Source organism: Nonlabens marinus S1-08 (genome assembly GCF_000831385.1).
Taxonomy (GTDB): domain Bacteria; phylum Bacteroidota; class Bacteroidia; order Flavobacteriales; family Flavobacteriaceae; genus Nonlabens; species Nonlabens marinus.
Genome location: NZ_AP014548.1, coordinates 1364247 through 1385477, shown reverse-complemented (window position 1 = coordinate 1385477; position 21231 = coordinate 1364247). Strand labels below are relative to the sequence as shown.

At 41.3% G+C, this 21231-nt stretch carries 19 protein-coding genes; 10 read left to right on the top strand and 9 right to left on the bottom strand.

From position 1 onward, the window contains the following. The first annotated feature begins 2 nt into the window (after positions 1 to 2). The 6 genes from NMS_RS06410 (at position 3) to map (ending at position 6284) form a co-directional block, all read left to right on the top strand. Positions 3 to 1397 (top strand): FAD-dependent oxidoreductase, encoded by a 1395-nt coding sequence (locus NMS_RS06410; protein ID WP_041495969.1) that lies wholly within the window; start codon positions 3 to 5, stop codon positions 1395 to 1397. Continuing rightward, positions 1397 to 2614 (top strand): BaiN/RdsA family NAD(P)/FAD-dependent oxidoreductase, encoded by a 1218-nt coding sequence (locus tag NMS_RS06405; protein WP_041495968.1) that lies wholly within the window; start codon positions 1397 to 1399, stop codon positions 2612 to 2614. The genes NMS_RS06410 and NMS_RS06405 overlap by 1 nt, the downstream gene beginning before the upstream one ends. 60 nt (positions 2615 to 2674) lie before the next feature. Continuing rightward, on the top strand, positions 2675 to 4189 hold the full coding sequence (gene gpmI, locus NMS_RS06400) for a 2,3-bisphosphoglycerate-independent phosphoglycerate mutase (RefSeq protein WP_041497534.1): 1515 nt from the start codon (positions 2675 to 2677) through the stop codon (positions 4187 to 4189). 77 nt (positions 4190 to 4266) lie between these two features. Further along, on the top strand, positions 4267 to 4848 hold the full coding sequence (locus NMS_RS06395) for a thioredoxin family protein (RefSeq protein ID WP_041495966.1): 582 nt from the start codon (positions 4267 to 4269) through the stop codon (positions 4846 to 4848). 47 nt (positions 4849 to 4895) lie between these two features. Continuing rightward, a complete protein-coding gene (locus NMS_RS06390) occupies positions 4896 to 5255 on the top strand; it encodes a cupin domain-containing protein (RefSeq protein ID WP_041495965.1) in 360 nt (119 codons plus the stop codon). A 219-nt stretch (positions 5256 to 5474) separates the two neighbouring features. Continuing rightward, the gene (gene map / locus NMS_RS06385; protein ID WP_041495964.1) at positions 5475 to 6284 is read left to right on the top strand and encodes a type I methionyl aminopeptidase; all 810 of its coding nucleotides are present in this window, start codon (positions 5475 to 5477) and stop codon (positions 6282 to 6284) included. An 85-nt stretch (positions 6285 to 6369) separates the two neighbouring features. Here the strand turns inward: map and NMS_RS06380 are convergent, their stop codons facing one another. After that, complete coding sequence (locus NMS_RS06380) at positions 6370 to 7266, bottom strand: DUF6268 family outer membrane beta-barrel protein (protein WP_052476779.1); 897 nt, start codon at positions 7264 to 7266, stop codon at positions 6370 to 6372. Positions 7267 to 7583: 317 nt separating this feature from the next. On the opposite strand from NMS_RS06380, the gene NMS_RS06375 reads away from it, so the two are divergent. Continuing rightward, entirely contained in the window at positions 7584 to 8357 is a 774-nt protein-coding gene (locus NMS_RS06375) for a class I SAM-dependent methyltransferase (RefSeq protein ID WP_041495963.1), read from the top strand. Here the strand turns inward: NMS_RS06375 and NMS_RS06370 are convergent. Together NMS_RS06370 and NMS_RS06365 are read right to left on the bottom strand one after the other, a co-directional pair. Further along, complete coding sequence (locus NMS_RS06370; RefSeq protein WP_041495962.1) at positions 8338 to 9384, bottom strand: FAD:protein FMN transferase; 1047 nt, start codon at positions 9382 to 9384, stop codon at positions 8338 to 8340. The two genes, NMS_RS06375 and NMS_RS06370, sit on opposite strands and share 20 nt — an antisense overlap. A 39-nt stretch (positions 9385 to 9423) precedes the next feature. Beyond that, entirely contained in the window at positions 9424 to 9786 is a 363-nt protein-coding gene (locus tag NMS_RS06365) for a hypothetical protein (RefSeq protein WP_041495961.1), read from the bottom strand. A 160-nt stretch (positions 9787 to 9946) separates the two neighbouring features. Here NMS_RS06365 and NMS_RS06360 point away from each other — a divergent pair, with 160 nt between their 5' ends. From NMS_RS06360 to NMS_RS06350, 3 genes are all read left to right on the top strand, one after another. Then, the gene (locus tag NMS_RS06360) at positions 9947 to 12886 is read left to right on the top strand and encodes a GH92 family glycosyl hydrolase (RefSeq protein ID WP_041495960.1); all 2940 of its coding nucleotides are present in this window, start codon (positions 9947 to 9949) and stop codon (positions 12884 to 12886) included. Between the two features lies 1 nt (position 12887). Beyond that, positions 12888 to 13862, top strand: a complete 975-nt coding sequence (locus tag NMS_RS06355) for an isoaspartyl peptidase/L-asparaginase family protein (RefSeq protein ID WP_041495959.1) — start codon at positions 12888 to 12890, stop codon at positions 13860 to 13862. A gap of 76 nt (positions 13863 to 13938) precedes the next feature. Next, positions 13939 to 15267 carry a sugar MFS transporter gene (locus tag NMS_RS06350; protein ID WP_041495958.1) on the top strand — a complete coding sequence of 443 codons (1329 nt, stop codon included), beginning with the start codon at positions 13939 to 13941 and terminating at the stop codon, positions 15265 to 15267. Positions 15268 to 15404: 137 nt separating this feature from the next. Here NMS_RS06350 and NMS_RS06345 read toward each other — a convergent pair whose 3' ends face one another. The 6 genes from NMS_RS06345 to nqrB all read right to left on the bottom strand — a co-directional run bounded on the left by NMS_RS06345 (position 15405) and on the right by nqrB (position 21231). Next, complete coding sequence (locus NMS_RS06345) at positions 15405 to 16223, bottom strand: helix-turn-helix domain-containing protein (RefSeq protein WP_041495957.1); 819 nt, start codon at positions 16221 to 16223, stop codon at positions 15405 to 15407. A gap of 185 nt (positions 16224 to 16408) precedes the next feature. Continuing rightward, positions 16409 to 17710, bottom strand: coding sequence for an NADH:ubiquinone reductase (Na(+)-transporting) subunit F (nqrF, locus tag NMS_RS06340; protein WP_041495956.1), 1302 nt, complete (start codon positions 17708 to 17710; stop codon positions 16409 to 16411). Positions 17711 to 17730: 20 nt separating this feature from the next. Continuing rightward, positions 17731 to 18348, bottom strand: coding sequence for an NADH:ubiquinone reductase (Na(+)-transporting) subunit E (gene nqrE, locus NMS_RS06335; protein WP_041495954.1), 618 nt, complete (start codon positions 18346 to 18348; stop codon positions 17731 to 17733). A 19-nt stretch (positions 18349 to 18367) separates the two neighbouring features. After that, complete coding sequence (locus tag NMS_RS06330; RefSeq protein WP_041495953.1) at positions 18368 to 19066, bottom strand: NADH:ubiquinone reductase (Na(+)-transporting) subunit D; 699 nt, start codon at positions 19064 to 19066, stop codon at positions 18368 to 18370. Between the two features lie 50 nt (positions 19067 to 19116). Continuing rightward, complete coding sequence (locus NMS_RS06325; protein ID WP_041495951.1) at positions 19117 to 19842, bottom strand: Na(+)-translocating NADH-quinone reductase subunit C; 726 nt, start codon at positions 19840 to 19842, stop codon at positions 19117 to 19119. A 3-nt stretch (positions 19843 to 19845) separates the two neighbouring features. Continuing rightward, entirely contained in the window at positions 19846 to 21231 is a 1386-nt protein-coding gene (gene nqrB, locus NMS_RS06320; protein ID WP_041495950.1) for an NADH:ubiquinone reductase (Na(+)-transporting) subunit B, read from the bottom strand.

The window sequence follows — 21231 nt, the reverse complement described above, 5'->3', positions numbered from 1 at the left end:
GCATGAAAGTATCCAATAAACAAACCAACATCCTGATCACAGGAGCAGGATTATGTGGCTCTTTATTGGGCTTGCGATTGGCGCAGCGTGGTTATAATGTCAATGTACTGGAGAAGCGTCCAGACATGCGAGATAAAATTATAGATGCAGGACGCTCTATCAATTTAGCCTTGTCAGATCGCGGTTTGAATGCTTTAAAAATGGTTGGACTGGGCGACAAAGTGAAGGATTTGTGCATTCCTATGAAGGCGCGAATGATTCATCCTAAAAATGGGAAGGTTCTTACCTCAAACTACAGTGGCCGTGAGGAAGATTATATCAATTCCATCTCTAGAGAAGACCTCAACAAGCTATTACTGGACAAGGCTGATGAGTATGATCAAGTACAAATCGATTTCAACGATGAAGTCGTGAGTGTTGACGTGAAGAATGGAAGTATAGAATATAAAGACTCCGAAAGTGAGGAGATCCAGCAATGGAACCCTGACATCTTACTAGGAACCGATGGCGCAGGCTCTAAAGTACGCCAGGCGATGGCGCGACAGCGGGACTTTTATTTCTCTTATAGTACTAAATGGTTGCCTCACGCCTACAAGGAGCTTAACATGCCCCCAGCAGCTAATGGTGGATGGCGTATCGACAAACATGCCCTTCACATCTGGCCGCGTGGAGGATTTATGTTGATAGCCTTACCTAATCGTGATGGTAGTTTTACCATGACCTTATTCATGCAGTTTAAGGAAGGGGAGCGCAGTTTTGAAAAGATTCAGACAGAAAACCAAATTCTCGATTTTTTCAAAGAAGAATTTCCCGATGTCCTCGCTGAAATTCCAGACTTGGTAAAACAATATCAAGCAAACCCCACCCCACCATTAGGAACCGTACGTTGTTCGCCATGGACCGCCTATGGCAAGGTGCTCATGATGGGCGACGCCAGTCACGCTATTGTTCCATTTTATGGACAAGGGATGAACGCAGGCTTTGAAGATGTTTTAGTCTTCGATAAAATTCTAGATGAATGCGATACTTGGGAAGAAGCGATGAAGCGATTTTCTGTGGAGCGCAAACCAGATACGGATGCTATTGCAGACCTTGCGTTGGACAATTTTGTAGAGATGCGCGACAGCGTTTCGCATCCAGATTTCCAGATCAAGCGTGCGATAGAGATGAAACTCGAGTCTGCTTTCGCGAAAGCGGAATACTCTTCAAAATATTCACTAGTCACCTTCCCTCCGGAAGGAATGGGTTATCGGGAAGCCATGATGAAGGGCCGCGCGCAAGACAAGGCGATCTTGTGGCTGATCAACAATGGCGACATCAAAGTCGAGGACAGCGCCGAAAGTTTGTTGAAAGCAATTAATAAAAAGACAGCTGAAGTTATTTGGCATAGGAATTAATGGCGCCACATCATACAAATACAGATGTGATCATAGTCGGCGGTGGTGCTGCAGGTTTCTTTACCGCCATCAATCTAGCAGAACAACGCCCTGATCTTTCCATTACCATTTTGGAACGTGGAAAAGACGTCCTTCAAAAAGTACGCATTTCAGGTGGAGGTCGTTGCAACGTCACGCATGCCGAATTTGACCCGCGGCCGTTGACGGGAAATTATCCGCGTGGGGAGAAAGAATTGCTCGGGCCATTTCATAAGTTTATGACAGGCGATACTATAGAGTGGTTCTCTAACCATGGCGTAGAACTCAAGATTGAGGATGATGGCCGCATGTTTCCCATCACCGATTCTTCCCAAACGATCATTGATTGCTTTTTGAAGTTGACCGAGAAATATAATATTGATGTCCAGACTTCTCAAAATGTAGCCTCCATTGAACGTGGAGATCAGTGGAAAGTCGTTACCAAAACTGATGAATTCGCTTGCGACCATCTGGTGGTGACCGCAGGCAGCAGCCCTAAGATTTGGGAGCTGATGAAGACCTTAAATCATACGATTGCTGATGCCGTCCCATCCCTATTTACTTTTAATATAGTAGATAAGGCAATAACTGAATTGGCTGGAATCGCGTTGGAAGCTCGAGTAGAGATTCCGCAATTGAAGTTAGAATCTCAAGGACCTTTACTAATTACCCACTGGGGTTTTTCAGGACCAGCCATTTTAAAAATGAGCGCATGGGGCGCCGTGGAACTGAACAGTTCAGGGTATAAGTTTGATTTGGTTATCAATTGGCTCAACCATTTATCGACTGATGACTGTTATGAAATGCTCCTAGCCAAACGCGACGATAGCAAAAAACAAATCTCTAACGATCGATTGTATGAGATCCCAAAACGTCTTTGGAGTTATTTAGTGGAAGCGGCAGAGCTTCAAGACAAGACCTGGCAGGATTGCTCCAACCAGACCTTAAAAGATCTATCTAGCCTACTTACTGCAAGCGTTTTCAAGATTGATGGAAAAAGCACTTTCAAAGAAGAGTTCGTGACTGCCGGTGGGATTGACTTAAAAGAAGTGGACTTTAGAACGTTTGCATCCCGTAAACAGGAGAATCTATATTTTGCTGGAGAGATTTTGAATATTGATGCAATTACCGGCGGCTTCAATTTTCAGAATGCCTGGACGGGTGGCTGGATGGTGGCGCAGGCGATTGCGCAATCTTAAGTCGATTTTATCACTCGCAAATCTGCGATTGCTTACCTTTATTTGTTTAAAACCATTCCATTGAATAAGAAAACCATGTTGATGATTTTGGACGGTTGGGGAATTACCCAAGACCCTAAAGTCAGCGCGATCGCACAGGCAAACACGCCATACATAGACAGTCTTTACGAGAAATACCCAAACGCCACTTTACGTACGGACGGTGAACACGTGGGATTGCCTGATGGACAGATGGGAAACAGCGAGGTAGGTCATATGAATCTTGGCGCTGGTCGCATTGTCTATCAAGACCTTGCCAAAATCAATAAAGCCGTACGGGAAAATACACTTAAAGATGAGCAAGTACTTGTGGATGCCTTCGCTTTCGCGAAAGCGAACAGCAGAAAAGTCCACTTTGCAGGATTAGTATCTGATGGTGGCGTTCATGCACATATCAATCACTTGAAAGCCTTGATAGATGTTGCTCTAGACAGTGGCTTAGAAGATGTATTCATTCACGCCTTTACTGATGGGCGAGATGTAGACCCAAAATCAGGTGCTGGATTTCTAGAGGAGTTAGAACAACACATTGCTAAAACTCCTGCTCAAATCGCCAGTGTCATAGGCAGGTATTACTCCATGGATCGCGACCAGCGCTGGGAACGAGTTGCTAAAGCCTATCAACTACTGGTGGAAGGAATAGGCGCTCCATCACATGATGTAGTAGCTGCGATTAATGAAAGTTATGCGGCTGGGTTGACGGATGAGTTTCTGGAACCGATTGTTGCCATGAATGGTCATGAGCCCGTGGCGACTATTGAGTCTGGTGATGTCGTCATCTTTTTCAATTACCGCACAGATCGTGGCCGTGAATTGACTGACATGTTATGCCAGCGTGATTTTCACGAGCAAAATTGCCATAAATTGGATTTGTATTATGTAACGATGACCAAATATGATGACAACTTCAAAAACATCAATGTCATTTTTGAGAAACCCAATCTAAAAAATACACTAGGAGAAGTTCTCTCTAAAGCTGGCAAAAAACAAATACGCATCGCAGAAACGGAGAAATATCCACATGTCACCTTTTTCTTTAATGGTGGCGAGGAAGTTGCATCTGAAGGTGAAGAACGTTTGATGTGCAATTCTCCTAAAGTGGCGACCTATGATTTACAACCAGAAATGTCTATTGATTGTGTTTCAGGAAAGATCATACCAGAGCTCCATAAACAAGAAGCCGACTTTGTCTGCCTTAACTTTGCTAATCCAGATATGGTAGGCCATACTGGAAGCATGGAAGCAGCAGTGGCGGCATGTGAAGCCGTAGATCACGCGGCGCAACAAGTCATTGACGCCGCCTTAGAAAACAATTACACGATACTAGTCATCGCAGATCATGGAAATTGTGAAGTGATGCTCAATCCAGATGGAAGCGTTAATACCGCACACACGACAAATCCAGTACCTTTAATTTTGGTAGACCGAGATATCAAAGAGATAAGGTCTGGAGTTTTAGGCGATATTGCACCTACTATTTTGAAATTGATAGGCGTTGAACAGCCAGCAGAAATGACACAAAGTTCACTCATCTAAAAACCGACTTAAGAATACAGAGGCAAGATCAAAGACTCGATTCTTGACAATTAGAACAATAAAAAATAAACAGAAAAATGAAAAAGATATTATTTGCAATCGCCACCATAGCTGTTTTAGCTTCTTGTGGATCTAAAAAAGAATCTGCTGCACAAGCAAAAACAGTTGCCACCGTAACCATGGAAGAAGAGGCTCCTCAACCCATTAGCACTATAGAAAATGGAAACCTCATGGGAATTCATGGTGAACAGGCATTCGAACGAGAGCCATTCGCCAGTTGGTTTGTCCCAAATTATGAGGCTTACGATCCTGATGTAATGATCCTTGACGAGCTTTCAGAGCAAATTCAAGATGTTGAAATCAGAGCTTTTATGGGTACTTGGTGTGGTGATTCCAAGAGAGAGACTCCTAAATTTTTTAAACTTTTAGATCAAGCCGATTACGACCAGAGTAATTTAACCTTAGTTGCTGTGGATAGAAGCAAGAGACAACCAGTAAAATTAGTAGACGGTTTTGATGTACAGCGTGTACCTACTTTTATTTTCTACCGGGATGGAAAAGAAATAGGTCGCTTTGTAGAGCGCCCTAGAGAATCTCTTGAGCAGGACATTTTAAAAATTGTGAGCGGACAGCCGTATAAGCATGCTTACGACAACTAATTAATTTAAAGGAGTGCCTAGTGCGCTCCTTTTTTGATTCATATAGAATGGAGAAAATAAATCTGGAGAAGAAGTTAGGCTTGTTCAAAGAAACCTGGACCCCTAAAATCATTAGCGAAATCAACGGCCAGCACGTTAAATTAGCAAAACTCCATGGCGAGTTTGTTTGGCATAATCATGCTGCTGAAGATGAGCTGTTCTACATTATTCAAGGAACCTTGATTATTGAATTTCGGGATAAGGTGGTTGAACTCAATGCTGGAGAAATGATTGTGGTGCCTGCTGGTGTAGACCACAAACCTATCGCACATGAAGAAGTTCATGTGATGTTGATTGAGCCGGCCGCTATTAAACATACTGGAGATGTCCAGCATGAATTAACTAAGGAAAAATTAGAGTGGATTTAATTCAAGGCTCTATTTGCCTCATAAATAAAGTCAATTTGTGAACCCGCGTTAGGGATTGCAGCGGAAATCCTTTTGAAGGTTTTTTTGCTTTAAAATACCTGCCTGCCGGCAGGCAGGTTGTAGTGAAAAGCCCGCCCTAGGCTTTGCTTAGGGAACGACCCTATAGTAATCATTATATCTTCTTACTTATCCCTATTTTTGCAGCTTCTAAAGAGACCCATGATAGTAACTAAGAGTAAAGAAGAATTAGAGATCATGCGCCGCGCTGCGTTGATGGTAAGTAAAACGCTAGGTATGATCGCAGCAGAAATCAAACCTGGAGTCACCTCTCAGCGTCTAGACGATCTAGCCGAGCAATATATAAGAGACAACGGCGCGATTCCGGGATTTAAAGGATTGTACGATTGTCCTAGCACCTTATTAATAAGTCCTAATGAAGAGGTAGTTCACGGACTACCTAAAGACATGGAGATTAAGGATGGTGATGTTCTTTCTATCGACTGCGGAGCAATTGTAGAGGGTTTTTATGGGGATCATGCCTATACTTTTACAGTAGGTGAAGTTCCAGAAGAAACAAGGTTGTTACTGGAGCGTACTAAAAAATCTTTGTATTTAGGCATAGAACAATTTCGCATCAACAATCGTGTAGGTGATGTAGGTTATGCGATACAGGAATATTGTGAAGGTTTTGGATATGGTGTGGTTCGGGAATTGGTAGGTCACGGTTTAGGTCGTGTCATGCATGAGGATCCTCAAATGCCTAACTATGGCAAACGTGGTCGCGGCAAAAAATTTGTAGAGGGTATGACGGTTGCTATCGAGCCCATGATCAATTTAGGAACTAAAAACATCAAGCATTTTCCTGATGGCTGGACCATCAAAACTCGCGACGGGAAACCTAGCGCGCATTTTGAACACAATGCGGCAATAGTAGATGGAGAACCTAGATTGCTCAGCACTTTTGATTATGTGCACGAGGTTTTAGGTATTACTTCTTCTGAGGAAGATCCCTATCGCTGGAAAGAATAGATTTTATTAAACTCTCAATATACATAAAGCCCCACTGCAAACACTTGTTTGCAGTGGGGCTTTGGTTTAAAAACTTGACTTAAAACTACAATTCGAATCTATAAATTAGATCCAGCCCATAAAATAAGGAGCTATCAAATTCTTGGTTCAACCTCACTCGATCATCGCCAGATACTTGAAAGGTTAGGATTTGAGCTCCCACGGTATCGCCTTGATTATACAAACCATAATCTGTTGTGTCTAATCCTATTTTTGCTCTTGCAATAAGGGTATTGTCTAAAAAACCATAAGCGGCAAATAACGCAAACCTAATCGACTCTTCCTGAACGTATTGGTCTGCATTGTCTTCTGTAATATTGTAAGCCTTTATAGAAGTGATAAGATTTGCACCTAAACTAAATTCATCGGTAAGTGTGTAGTTCACATCAGTACGAATAGGTAGGGTTGCATTGATGGAGAATTTATCATTTTCACTCTTATACCAAACTCCTATCAAAGGCGTAATGGTGGTTCCAAAAAGCTCTGAAGAAACGTAAGATCCAAATTTTAAGGTATATCGACTGGTATACCTCTTTTCAAAAAGTGCTAAACCGCCGAATTGGAAATCATTATCACCCAGATTTTCTACAAAATCAGAGGCAAATTTAGGCAAGGCTACATAGGTTCCACTCCAGCCATTCCCGTGATCTTGTTTGATACCAACATTAAGACGTGTCATAATAAGGTTAGATCGGTTGTCAGAAAAATTAAGTCCCAACCGCGTATTCTCATATGTAAAACCACCAATGATCGTAGTTGTAGCGGTTACCGGTAATGGAAAATAAAACTCAATGTTAGTATTACTAACGTCTGTCTCATCAGAATCATCAATATTACCTAGGGTTGCAGAGTTATAGGAATATTTTAAAACGTCAAAATAATCCTGACCTGCAGCCATATTAAATATCAATAAAAAGGCAGCAACAAAATAAAAGTTTTTCATTTAAGGTTTTTTAATTTGCTGGAAATCTACACCTGATTAAACTTTTTTCCAATTTTATTAACCTTTTAATTATCAAATTCTTAAATAAAATTACTTATATCAATTATTACGATAATCTATAATGTTCTAGAATAGGCTCTATTTTAAGGGTCCCTAATCTATAAAAGGTGTTTCAATGTCGCCTTGTCGTTGCTGCGAGATGACTCCATACTATCCAAATGAATAATAGATGAAACTATGCTGTATAGATCAAACAATCACTTGTACTTTTGTGAATTCAACGCCATCTGCTGGATTCATTATGTAACCCCTAAGTCTTGAAAAAACTCTTTAAATTTTTTTTAAACCTCATTCCACGTCCGTGGTTGATCAGCATTAGTTACTGGGTGAGCCCGATGATGGCATGGTGGTATCACGGCGATCGCTATGAAGACCCTATTGACGGTAAGCGTTTCAAGAGCTTTTTGCCTTATGGTTATGGAAATGTTCGTGAGAATGTACTATCGCCTTCTACGCTGTCTCTAGAACGCCACCGATTGCTTTGGTTGTATTTGCAAAACGAAACGACGCTTTTTTCTCAACCTACCAAACTACTTCACTTTGCACCAGAACAATGTTTTTATCAACGCTTTCGCGAAAGCGGAACAATCCAATACACCACTACAGATCTCAACTCACCGCTGGCAGATGTTAAGGCAGACATATGCGACCTTCCATTTGCTGATAATGAATTTGACATGATCCTGTGCAACCATGTTCTTGAACATATTCCAGATGACTTAACCGCGATGAAGGAAATGTACAGGGTAATGAAACCTGGTGGTACCGCCATTTTCCAAGTGCCTTTAGAAAACGATAGAAAGCACACGTTTGAGGATGATTCCATCACTGATCGTAAGGAACGCGCTCGCATTTTTGGTCAGTACGACCATGTACGTATTTATGGTATGGATTATTTTGACCGTTTAAGGTCTGTAGGTTTTGAAGTAGAAGCGGTAGATTACACCAACCAATTATCCTCACAAGAAGTAGACTATTACCGACTCGCGACCGGCGAATTGATTCCTGTGCTTACAAAGCCTGATTTTTGAGATAGCTTTTAAAGCCAGGAGTGGTTTCAAATTTAAGCGCACCGTCAGTGCCCATATAAATGATCAACACCTCAATCTCTTTAAGGTTAGGCAGCAACCTTCTGGACTTTTCTAAAGGCATCGCCATAAAAGCAGTAGCATAACCATCTGCCAGCGTGCAATTATCAGCAATAACATTTACCCCTAACACCTCACTAGGAACAGCTTTTCCTGTTAACGGATTCACTGTATGTACATACTCCTGACCAGAGGCATCATCAATCTTAAACTTGCGGAAGTTCCCGCTACCAGCAAGCGCCTTATCCTTTAATTGCACGACGGTAAGCAATTTGCGATCCCCAGGTTGCTGGGTAGGATCATCTATACCCACATTCCAGGGCTGCTGTTTTTCTAAGTTTTCTCCTGAGGCTATCACCTCACCTCCTACTTCTACCAGATAGTCCATCACTCCTTTATTCTCTAGCATTCTAGCGATATAATCCACTAGAGTCCCTTTTGCAATCGCATTAAATTCTAAGTACATCCCTGGTTGCTGCGAGCTTACTAAATAACTTTCTGGCTGATTTGCTGGAGTGATATCCATTTTGTTAAAGCCTACAAACTGCAGTAAACTATCAACGGTTGCCGGACTCGGGATTTTCTCCTTTTGTCCATCAGCTCCAAAACCGTAAGCGTTTACTAAGTTCCCAACCGTTGGATCAAAATAACCATCTGTCTTTCTGTAAATTTCTTGAGCATAATCAAATACTTCTTTGAACTCCTTCCGGACCATAACGCTATCAACACCCGCATTGATCTGATTGATCTTTGAATTAGGAACCCAGGTGGACATACTTTCATTAAATAAAGAAATAAGGCTATCGACTTGAGGTTCGATATCTATTTCAGAATCCGCAAAATATTTGATGGAATAGGTAGTTCCAATGGCTTGACCATAGAGCTCCTGTGTGGTGAAATCTAGTTCTGAAGGGCTCTCTTTACAAGAAAATAGGCTAAACGCTACGATTAATAAGAGTATTCTAGACATAAGTATTGTTATTGAATTCCTGCGATTTGTGGAGCTAACTTATTCTTTGACCTCTATCAAGCCGGCATAATTGACCACATAATCATCTTCATGGTGCACCGGCATGTCATAATCTCTAGAATTGGCAAGACCAACGCCGGCAAAATAGGTGCGCGCTTTGTATTTTACCGCATGATCATAAACTGTTTTCATGAGTTTCTGATCGTATTCTACTGGATTTACTGGATAGGTGATGGCGCGGACGACCACAAAATGAAGTTTTTTATTTTTCAGCGCTACAAATTGGGGGTCCTTTTTAGGTTTAGAATTCACAGCTAAAAACTCAAAGCCTTGCTCTTCCAATTCCTTGCCCACAATATTCATCGCAAGCTGGTGTAATTCCTGTTCAGATAATGGTGTCATAGAACAAAGATATATCCTGTAGCAGCATCTACCATAGTATTGATAGTTCTTTACCAAATTCAGCTGCTTATGGCTGGTTCGCTTTCGCGAAAGCGAACTACATGGAAAGCCTTAAACGCATCAATGCATTTCCTTATCTTTAATTTTTTAACACGATCTCATGCGCAACGCAAGTCTTGCACTTTTATCCATATTATTTCTCAGTTTATATTCCTGTGACTTTGAGTCTGAACCTATTGTGGAGGCTAAGGCCGATAGACCACTCACTGAATATGTCAATCCTTTTATAGGCACTGGTGGCCATGGACATACATATCCTGGCGCCAGCATGCCTTTTGGGATGATGCAGTTGAGTCCCGACACTCGGCTGGAAGGCTGGGATGGTTGCAGTGGCTACCACTACAGTGACGATGTTATTTATGGATTTTCACACACACATCTGAGCGGTACTGGTGTCAGTGATTACGGCGATGTATTATTGATGCCTACAAATAAGGCCATACTCAATAACGGAGCAGATGGTGAGGCCGGTTATAGTTCTTCGTTTTCACATGATAACGAAACTGCCAGTCCTGGATACTATAGTGTTCATTTAGAGGATACAGATATTGACGTAGAGCTAACGGTTTCTAAGCGCAGCGGCATGCACAAATACCAGTTTCCAGATAGCTTGAACCAGTTTGTTATTTTGGATTTAGAACATAGAGATAAACTGCTGGAGCATCAAATCAAGATTGAATCGGCTAACGAGATATCGGGCAAACGCTTTTCCAGCGCCTGGGCTAGCAAACAAATGCTCTATTATGCGATCAGTACCTCGCATCCCATAAAAAACTGGGATAAAAAGATGGACAGCACCGTCACTAAAAAAGCCATCGAGTTTGACAATCCCAATAACGAATCCGTGGTTATTAAAATCGGGATATCAGCCGTTGATGTCGCAGGTGCTAGAAAAAACCTAGAAGAAGAAATTGGATCTAAAAGCTTTGAGGAAGTGCGTAAAGAGGCAAATGCTGTATGGGAAAAAGAACTTTCAAAAATTGTGGTAGAAGATGACGATGAAGATAAAGTCATCACTTTTTATACCGCACTATACCACACCATGCTGGCTCCTAATTTATATCAAGATGTTGATGGACGCTACCGCGGCATGGACCTAAAAATCCATCAAACAACAGATTTTGACTACTACACCGTATTTTCCCTATGGGATACCTATAGAGCAGCCCATCCTTTGTATACTATCATTGATCAAAAGCGGACCAACGACTTTATCAATACGTTCACAGCTAAATACGACGAGGGTGGAATTTTACCCATCTGGGATTTGAGTGGAAATTACACAGGCTGCATGATAGGCTATCATGCCGTACCCATAATTGCAGATGCGTACTTGAAAGGAATTGACGGATATAATGTAGAGAAAGCTTTTGAGGCTATGAAGCACAGCGCTATGCAAGACAAATTAGGACTTGAGTCCTATAAAAAATATGGCTTTATACCTGTGGAAGAGGAAAGCGAATCGGTTTCCAAGACGTTAGAGTATGCTTATGACGACTGGACCATTGCTCAAATGGCAAAGAAATTAGACAAAACTGAAGATCACGATGAATTTATAAAGAGAGCACAGAATTATAAAAATCTATACAATCCAGAAACAGGATTCTTTCAAGGAAGGTTTAGGAATACATGGTTTTCGCCATTTGACCCATTTGAAGTGAACTTCAATTATACGGAAGCCAACGCCTGGCAGTATTCCCTATATGCCCCTCAAGATATTAGTGGGCACATCAAATTGATGGGCGGAAAAGAAAATTATGAAAAACATCTGGATCAACTTTTTACTGCAGAAGCTGAAACCTCAGGACGAGATCAAGCAGATATCACTGGGTTAATTGGTCAATATGCTCATGGTAATGAACCCAGTCACCACATGGCCTACCTGTATAACTTTGTAGGCAAGCCACATAAAACCCAAGAGCGGGTTCATGAGATACTGACAACACTTTATGCAAATGCTCCTGATGGTATTTCAGGAAATGAAGACTGTGGTCAAATGAGCGCTTGGTATGTTTTGAGTTCTTTAGGTTTCTACCCAGTAACGCCAGCAAGCAATGAATACATTATAGGGGCTCCATTATTCAAAAAAGCAACGCTACATTTTGAAAATGGAAAATCACTAACGATTAAAAAGGAAGGCGAAGGCATTTATGTACAAGGAATGTCGATTGATAGAGAGAGAACAAACAACGGGAATAAGCGACCCAATAACAATACCTTCGTCTCTCATGAGGAATTAATGGCTGGTGGTCAATGGATATTTGAAATGAAAACTACGCCTAGTTTATGGGGAAGCGCCATTCAATATCGACCTACTACTCAAATTGTTGGACACGATATAGTTACTCCTCCATTTATAGAAACTGGAGCTATTTCATTTCCTACTACTACTGAAGTTGCTCTAGGTACGATTTCCAATTCAGAAATCTTCTATCGTTTAAAAGGACAGAAATATCAAAAGTATCGAGAACCAATTTCTATCAACGAGTCCACCTTTATGGAAACCTACGCTGTGGCAGAAGGTGTGCATAGCGACACCATTCAGACTCAATTTTATAAGTATGATGCGAATCGGTCGATCACGCTCAATTATGAATATGCTAATGAATACAGTGCTGGCGGTAAGGATGCCCTTATTAACGGTATTGAAGGAACTCGTGACTTTAGATCTGGAGCCTGGCAAGGAATAAAGAATCAAGATCTAGACGTTGTAATTGATCTAGGTTCCACGAAATCAATACAAGAAATGAAGATCAACTTTCTAAAAGATCAACGCAGCTGGATTTTTTATCCTACAGATCTAGAAATAGAATTACTTGACGAGAATAAGCGTGCTATCAAGCAGCTATCAAGAAATATTCCGGCCACGGGTAAAGAAGAAGTCAGTGAAATCCATACGGTAAGTCTTGAAATTGGAAATACAGAGGCTCGTTATATCAAAGTCATTGCTACAAATTACGGAGCCCTTCCAGAATGGCATTTAGGCTATCCTATGAATGGTACCGCATGGATATTTGTAGACGAGATAAGCATTCAATAAATTGGATAGAAGAAAATTCATATCTACAACAACTAAAGGCAGCATTGCACTCACATTGGGCATGAATCTGCTTGCCTGTAAATCAATACCTAAAACATCTATGAAAAAATCACCTATTGCCATATGTACTTGGGGCTTTGTAAATGCAAACGCTACTGCAGGAAAAGCCTTAGAATCTGGCATGAATGCGCTGGACGCCGCCATTGCTGGAGTAGCCGTTGAAGAAGAAGATATACGAAACACCACCGTTGGAAAAGGTGGCGCACCAGACCGCGAGGGAAACGTGACTCTAGATGCTTGCGTTATGGATCACAATGGGAATTGCGGTGCAGTTGTTTGTGTAGAGGATTATACCAATGTAGCAGCCTTGGCTAAAAAAGTGATGTTAGAAACGCCTCACGTCATGCTAGCTGGAGAAGGAGCAGAAGAATTTGCAGAAAAACAAGGTTTTCAAAAAGAAACCTTATTGACCGAATCCTCTGAAAAAGCTTATAGAGAATGGCTTACCACTAGCGAATACAAACCTATAATTAATATAGAAAATCACGACACCGTCGGCATGGTGTGTATGGATGCAAATGGTGATATCTCAGGAGCATGTACTACCTCAGGATTGTCTTATAAGATGAAAGGTCGTGTAGGCGATTCCCCTATTATAGGCGCCGGATTGTTTATAGATAATGAAGTGGGCGGCGCTGCGGCCACAGGAATGGGTGAAGAAATTATGAAATCTGTAGGTAGTTTTCTTATTGTAGAATTAATGCGTAACGGCATGTCTCCACAAGCGGCATGTGAAGAAGCGGTGATGCGCACTATTAGAAAAAATCCCGATCACAAAGATTTTCAAGTAGCCTATATCGCCATGAATAAAGCGGGTGAAACGGGAAGCTATTGCATCCACAAAGGTTTTGCCATGATGGAATTTAAAAATGGCACCAATTCCAGGGTCAACTCAGCTTCTTATTTAGAGGATTAAATGGATTAAAAGTTCGCTTTCGCGAAAGCGAACTTCCATCAACACTGGCTCAAAACAAACTACATCTTTATCCCGTATGAATTCCACTAAAACCAATTATACTGTACCCTTCATCATTATTACCGTGCTTTTCTTTTTATGGGGATTCATCACCGTGCTGGTAGACAGCCTCGTACCTAGATTAAGAGAGGTCTTCGAGCTTACCTACTTTCAGGCTGGATTGGTACAATTTGCCTTTTTTCTCGCCTATTTTGTTTTTTCCATTCCGGCTGGAGTGTTGTTATCCAAAGTAGGTTATAAAAAAGGAATCATCATAGGCCTTTCTACCATGGCAATTGGTTGTCTATTATTTTACCCAGCATCATCTGAGCGTATTTTTGGAGTTTTTCTTCTGGCTTATTTCACACTCGCTGCGGGCATCACGATCCTGCAAGTAGCTGCAAACCCTTATGTTGCAGTTTTGGGATCAGAAGACGGCGCAGGCAGCCGCTTGAATCTGGCGCAAGCATTCAATTCATTAGGAACTGCTATTGCACCCATTGCCGGAGCTGCGTTCTTGTTGAGTGACAAGATATTGACCTCTCAGGAGATCACGGTTTTGACTGAAGTAGAACGTGAAAGTTATTACATTTCTGAAGCTGGTGCTGTACAGACGCCTTTTTTGTTTTTTGCGGGATTAATTGCATTGCTGGCTGTAGCCTTTATTTTCATCAAGTTACCACAGCTACAAAAAACAGCCAAAAGTGGTTATTCAGCACTTCTTAAGAAAACATCAGTTTGGATGGGCGCGGCCGGGATCTTTGTGTACGTAGGTGCTGAGGTCGCGATAGGAAGTTACTTAGTCAACTACTTCATTGATTTGAATCTAGAAGAAACCATCAGAAATAACGAAACCATGGGCGGCATTGCTTCCTTTTTCTTGAACGCTGATATTAATGACATCGACGCGAAAGCCGTGGTAGGAGCTTTTTTGTTTTTCTACTGGACCGGTGCGATGGTAGGTCGATTTATAGGATCTGCATTAATGCGATTCATTGCTCCGTTTAAGGTGTTGATGACCTTTACCGCTCTGGCGATACTGATGATTATGATCAGTGTTTCTTCACCTGGATTGATGGCTATGTGGTCCATCCTTGCGGTAGGGTTGTTTAACTCGATCATGTTTCCTACGATATTTACATTAACCTTAAACGGTCTAGGTGACTTGAAACCTCAAGCTTCTGGTTTGCTGTGCATGGCCATCGTTGGTGGAGCCATTGTCCCAATAAGTTTCGGCGCGCTAGCTGATTCTTTAGGTTTTGCTCTGGCTTTCCTACTACCCATGGCTTGCTATGCGTATATCATGTTCTTTGCGTTTTATAAAGGTCGTAAGATCAACAACCCAACAGCTGCAGTAGCAAGCTAAATTCAATCAGGGCTCCTTTACAGTGTTTGCTATTTTCCCAAAAAACAAAATCCGGTATGAAATCATACCGGATTTGTTGCTCAATTATCCCTAGTAATTGAACCAAGGATCGTCCCCAAGCGATCCAATATTATAAATCAAGCATCATCAGCTTTTACAAATTTGCGCGCCAGTGCCTGAGTAAGCAGTGGATTGAATTCGTTCTTATAGTTGGAAACCGATTGTCCTAGAAATTTCTGAAAATCTTTCTCAAAGTGTGAATGGTCGTAGTAGTTGTATTGGGCAGTCAAGTCGCTGATCAAAACCTCTGGGTTGTTCTCGATTTCTCTGATCACATAGTTGAAACGCACCAAGCAAATGAAGCGATAAGGCGAGCAGCCTACTTCTTTATTGAACATGCGTTCCAGCGTTCGTTCTGAATATGGAAATTGAACCTGTAAGTCTGCTAGAGTGATCAGTCCCTTTTCCTGGTAGATATATTCTACGATAGGTGTCGACTTTAAAGGTCGACCCCATTTTGAATAGTAATGAGACAGGTGCTCATCAACCGTTTCAATGATTCCTGAAATACTTTCTTTATTTCTTAACGCATCATATAAGGAATCGAGTACCGTTGGGTCCACGTACGATTCTAAATCATATAAAACATTCCTACTGCGATTTGATGGGATACCAGTAATATTATAAAGAACATGGTTAGGCATCTCCAGGGTGATCCAGATGTTGTCCTTATGAGCCGTTATAGAGAAGTAATCTCCAGTTCCTTTTACCAGTTTTTGCGGTACTGGAACTAGATTTCCTTTATGGTCGACCGCCTCAAAATCACCGTAGCAAAACATCAAGTAAGTGTACCCGTAATCATTTATGAGATAAGGTGGCATATCCGATTGATAATCGATGCGCACCACATCCTTAAATAAGGAATGTGAAAAATTAGGGTCACTTATAAATTTCATAGGAGCTGAACTGGTACAAATTTAACAGTCCCAAATGATCAGGTTTTGTAAAATTCCGACATTTCCCGCAGTTCTTTTAATGAGAATGTATTTACATCAGAAACTGCCACTAACAAAAAATCCCAACTGAAAACAGTCGGGATTTTTGATTTTTACGCTTTCGCGAAAGCGAACTAGATATTATATTATCCTCCAAAGTCATCAAAACGTATATTCTCTGGCGGCACACCAAAGTCCTCAGCCATTTTACCAACAGCGTTGTTCATCAATGGCGGTCCACAGAAGTATACCTCGATATCTTCAGGAGCCTCGTGCTTGCTTAGGTATTGATCTATCACCACTTGGTGAATAAAGCCAACGAATCCGTCTCCTGATTCATCCTCGATGCTATCCTTTACTTTCCAATTGTCTTCTTCCATAGGCTCAGAAAGTGCTAAGTAGAACTTGAAGTTAGGGAATTCACGCTCTAAAGAACGGAAGTGCTCGATATAGAACAATTCACGCTTAGAACGTCCACCGTACCAATACGTCACTTTACGATCTGTTTTCAAGGTCTTGAAAAGCTCGTATAAGTGGGAACGCATAGGCGCCATCCCTGCTCCACCACCTACATATAACATTTCTGCATCAGAGTGATTGATAAAGAACTCACCATAAGGACCTGAAACAACTACTTTGTCTCCTTCTTTTTGGTTGAAGATATACGAACTAGCGATACCAGGGTTTACATCCATCCAGCCATTCTTAGCGCGATCCCATGGTGGCGTAGCGATACGTACGTTCAACATGATCTCACGACCCTCCGCAGGGAAAGAAGCCATAGAATATGCTCTCTCTACTGTTTCAGGATTCTTCATTACTAGTGGCCACAAGTTGAACTTGTCCCACTCTGCTTTAAACTTATCTGGAGTCTCGTGTTCTTCTGGATGCGCAGTAATATCAATATCTTGATACTTTACTTCACATTTAGGAATTTCAATCTGGATGTAACCTCCAGCTTCATAATCCATATCCTCAGGAAGTTTTACTACAAACTCCTTAATAAAAGATGCTACGTTGTAATTACGTACCACAGTCGCTTCCCACTTCTTGATCCCGAATACTTCTTCTGGAATCTCGATTTTCATGTCCTGCTTCACCTTAACCTGGCAACCCAGTCTCCATCCGGCAGCTATTTCTTTACGTGTAAAGTGAGGAACCTCAGTTGGTAAGATAGATCCTCCACCTTCTGTAACAACACATTTACACTGTACACAAGTTCCACCACCACCACAGGCAGATGGTAAGAATAGTTTGTTATCTCCTAAAGTTCCTAAAAGCGTGCCTCCAGAACCTGTAGTGATGTCCTTCTCGCCGTTCACATTGATCGTGACCGGTCCAGAAGGAAGTAATTTTGATTTTGCAGTTAGCAATAAGACTACTAATAATAGAATCAGTGTCAAAAATATAGCTACACTTGCGAGTATGGTAATTAAGTTAGAATCCATTGGTTCTTCTTCTTAGATATTTAAATTTCGATTCCCATAAAACTCATGAAGCCTAGCGCCATAAGTCCTGTGATGATAAATGTGATTCCTAGACCTCTTAATGGTGCAGGCACATTTGAATAAGATATTTTCTCACGGATTGCTGCAATCGCTAAAATGGCAAGGAAGAATCCGAAACCAGATCCTATACCGTAAACGGCAGACTCACCTATATTTGAAAAGTCCTTTTGTTGCATGAATAGCGATCCACCTAGGATCGCACAGTTTACTGCGATCAATGGAAGGAATATACCTAGTGCACCATAAAGTGCTGGAGCAAAACGCTCCACTATCATTTCTACTAGTTGTACCATACTCGCGATAACCGCGATAAACATGATAAAACTCAAGAAACTTAAGTCGATATCAGCATATTCAGCTCCTAACCAAGTGCTCAATGCGCCTGGCTTCAACAAATAAGTATCCAACAACCAGTTGATAGGCACCGTGATTCCTAATACAAATACTACAGCAGCTCCTAGACCTACCGCAGTTTTAACCGATTTTGAAACGGCTAGATAAGAACACATACCTAGGAAATAGGCGAATACCATGTTCTCAATGAAAATACTTCTTACAGCGAGATTTATTAAATCCATTTTCTAATTCTTAGTATTATTAGTTCTGTTCGATTAATGTTCTGTTACGGCTGCGTTGTACCCAGATGATGATACCTACCGTGATTAATGCCATAGGCGACAACAACATCAAACCGTTGTTCTCATACCCAAACTCGTAGAATGATTGTGGGATGACCTCGTAACCTAATAATTTACCTGCCCCTAATAACTCTCTGAAGAAAGCTACAAGAATCAAGATGAATGCATAACCTGCAGCGTTCCCAATCCCATCAAGGAAAGATTTGTAAACACCATGACCTAAAGCAAACGCTTCAAGACGTCCCATTACAATACAGTTGGTAATAATCAGCCCGACAAATACCGACAGTTCTTTAGAAACATCATAAGCGTAAGCTCTCAACACTTGATCTACAAGAATTACAAGAGCCGCTACAACTACTAACTGCACGATGATACGTATACGTGATGGAATCAAGTTACGTAAGGCAGAAATGATCATGTTACTAAATGCCATTACCGCCATTACAGCTATACTCATTACAATCGCTGGTTTAAGCTGTACGGTGATTGCAAGTGCTGAACAAATACCCAATACTTGTACGGTAATCGGGTTATTATCAGTTAACGGGTCAGATAAGAGTTTGCGATTCTTTTTACCCAACAGACCTTCACGCTCGTCGGTATCCGAGAGGAAAAGGATCAATCCCTGTTTTTTAGATTCTTTATTGTGAGCCATAAATGTTGATTTTAGTTCGCTTTCGCGAAAGCGTAATTACAACCGCAGATTTACTGCATTGCTACTTTTACGTTAGTCTTTTGTTTGAAGTAAGGAAGGTAATTTTTAAGACGCTCTGAAATCATGTCTGTCACTCCATCACCTGTGATGGTAGCTCCAGCAATAGCATCTACTGCGTTATCATCCTTGTTATCGCCGCCTTGGTAACCTTTAGCTACCGACACACCTATGAAGTTTCCAGACTCGTCCATGATTTTTTCATCATCAAAACGTTTCTTGAACCATCCTTGTGTGATCTCAGCACCTAATCCAGGAGTTTCTCCCTTGTGATCAAATACAGCACCTTTTATAGTGTTGACATCGTCTTTTAAGGCTACATAACCCCAGATGGCATCCCAAAGACCTTTACCTCTCAAGGGTACGATGTAGTATTTAGCACCTTCAACATCTGCCACATAAAGTGGGAATGCTTGCTCCTCCACAGGACGCTTCAACTCTTTTTTAAGATCGACGGTAAAAGCATCAACATCTGTGCGTTCTTCACCTTGATTATTAAGTGCTACTTGTTCAACGATATACTCGTTGAACAATGCTTCAGCAGAATCTCTTGTCGTCTCGATACCCACGGTAGTAAGGATGTTCTGCATTTTTTCTTCTTTCACATTTTTAGCTTGTGCCGGCTGCAGGTTTGTTGCTGCAAAGGCCAGTGCACTAGCTACTACCGCTACCATGATGATAGCAAATAGGAATGTGTATGCATTTGAATTTCTATCCATTTCTTAAGCTGCTTGAAGTTGAACTTTAGCTTTTTTCAATCGTTTCTTACGCTTGTTGATATTGCCTTGAATCACATAGTGATCAATAGTTGGCGCAAATACGTTCAACAGTAATATAGCAAGCATAATTCCTTCTGGATATGCTGGGTTGAAAATACGAATCAACAAACCAAAGAATCCAATCAAGATCCCATATATCCACTTTCCTTTCAATGTCTGTGCCGCACTTACAGGGTCGGTCGCCATAAACACAATACCAAATAATATACTACCTACAACAAGGTGCTGATAGAACGGGAAGTTGAACAATTGATTGGTTCCCATTTCTAATAATGTTGCATCCCAACCACCTAGATCTAATGCTGCCACCGCTCCGGCATCATTCAGCACTTCGTCCATGGTAATTTGACCACCAGCCACCAGTTGGTTGACAAAATCTTCCCCTAAGCCTCCAAAGAAGTTAAAGATCAATCCCATTGCCACACCACCTATAAGACCGCCTAGTATGATTCTCCAGCTACCTACCTTAGTTGCTATCAAGATGATCGCACCAATGATGATCATAAGCGCAGAAGTTTCTGCTACTGAACCAGGAATGAAGCCCATGAACATATCATAGAAATCAACACCAGCAAGTACTGTAGGTTCAGAGGCTGCACTTGTATTTGAAAAAGCAACAGCATTACTTGCTGCACCGCTTATCTCACCATCATAACTACCGCTTGCAAGTGTACCTAAAATTGTCTCTCCTGAAACTGCATCTGTATTACCATTAGCTACCCAAACCTCATTACCAGACATATATAAAGGATAAGCAAAGAATGCAAATGCTCTAGCCGTTAAGGCCGGATTCAAGATATTCATTCCTGTACCACCAAATGCTTCTTTACCTATCAATACCGCAAAAGCAACAGATAGCGCTAGCATCCATAATGGGATATCAACTGGGAAAATCATAGGGATCAACAATCCAGTTACCAAGTAACCCTCATTCACCTCGTGACCTCTATAAATGGCAAAAATGAACTCTATCGTTAATCCTACTACATAAGACACGATAATCAAAGGCAATACTAAAATTGCACCTTCAATAAATGCATCCCAAAAAGGAACGTCTAGCACACTTGCCAGACCTCTTTCCTGATACAAATATTGCGCTCCTGTATTCCACATACCAAAAAGTAAAGCTGGAACTAAAGCTAATACAACGGTAATCATTGTACGCTTTAAATCCACCACGTCGCGTATGTGCGCTCCTTTTTTAGTAGTGTGATTTGGAGTAAATAGGAAGGTATCAAAAGCATTAATTGCCGGAGCAAACTTCTCATACTTCTCACCAGGCTCAAAAGGCTTTCTAACCTGGTCTAATTTGTTTCTAACCCATTTCAT

Coding starts and splice junctions, on each gene's coding strand:
- NMS_RS06410 (WP_041495969.1), top strand. CDS start 3: ATGAAAGTATCCAATAAACAAACCAACATCCTGATCACAGGAGCAGGA.
- NMS_RS06405 (WP_041495968.1), top strand. CDS start 1,397: ATGGCGCCACATCATACAAATACAGATGTGATCATAGTCGGCGGTGGT.
- NMS_RS06395 (WP_041495966.1), top strand. CDS start 4,267: ATGAAAAAGATATTATTTGCAATCGCCACCATAGCTGTTTTAGCTTCT.
- NMS_RS06390 (WP_041495965.1), top strand. CDS start 4,896: ATGGAGAAAATAAATCTGGAGAAGAAGTTAGGCTTGTTCAAAGAAACC.
- map (WP_041495964.1), top strand. CDS start 5,475: ATGATAGTAACTAAGAGTAAAGAAGAATTAGAGATCATGCGCCGCGCT.
- NMS_RS06380 (WP_052476779.1), bottom strand. CDS start 7,266: ATGAAAAACTTTTATTTTGTTGCTGCCTTTTTATTGATATTTAATATG.
- NMS_RS06370 (WP_041495962.1), bottom strand. CDS start 9,384: ATGTCTAGAATACTCTTATTAATCGTAGCGTTTAGCCTATTTTCTTGT.
- NMS_RS06365 (WP_041495961.1), bottom strand. CDS start 9,786: ATGACACCATTATCTGAACAGGAATTACACCAGCTTGCGATGAATATT.
- NMS_RS06360 (WP_041495960.1), top strand. CDS start 9,947: ATGCGCAACGCAAGTCTTGCACTTTTATCCATATTATTTCTCAGTTTA.
- NMS_RS06350 (WP_041495958.1), top strand. CDS start 13,939: ATGAATTCCACTAAAACCAATTATACTGTACCCTTCATCATTATTACC.
- NMS_RS06345 (WP_041495957.1), bottom strand. CDS start 16,223: ATGAAATTTATAAGTGACCCTAATTTTTCACATTCCTTATTTAAGGAT.
- nqrF (WP_041495956.1), bottom strand. CDS start 17,710: ATGGATTCTAACTTAATTACCATACTCGCAAGTGTAGCTATATTTTTG.
- nqrE (WP_041495954.1), bottom strand. CDS start 18,348: ATGGATTTAATAAATCTCGCTGTAAGAAGTATTTTCATTGAGAACATG.
- NMS_RS06330 (WP_041495953.1), bottom strand. CDS start 19,066: ATGGCTCACAATAAAGAATCTAAAAAACAGGGATTGATCCTTTTCCTC.
- NMS_RS06325 (WP_041495951.1), bottom strand. CDS start 19,842: ATGGATAGAAATTCAAATGCATACACATTCCTATTTGCTATCATCATG.
- nqrB (WP_041495950.1), bottom strand. CDS start 21,231: ATGAAATGGGTTAGAAACAAATTAGACCAGGTTAGAAAGCCTTTTGAG.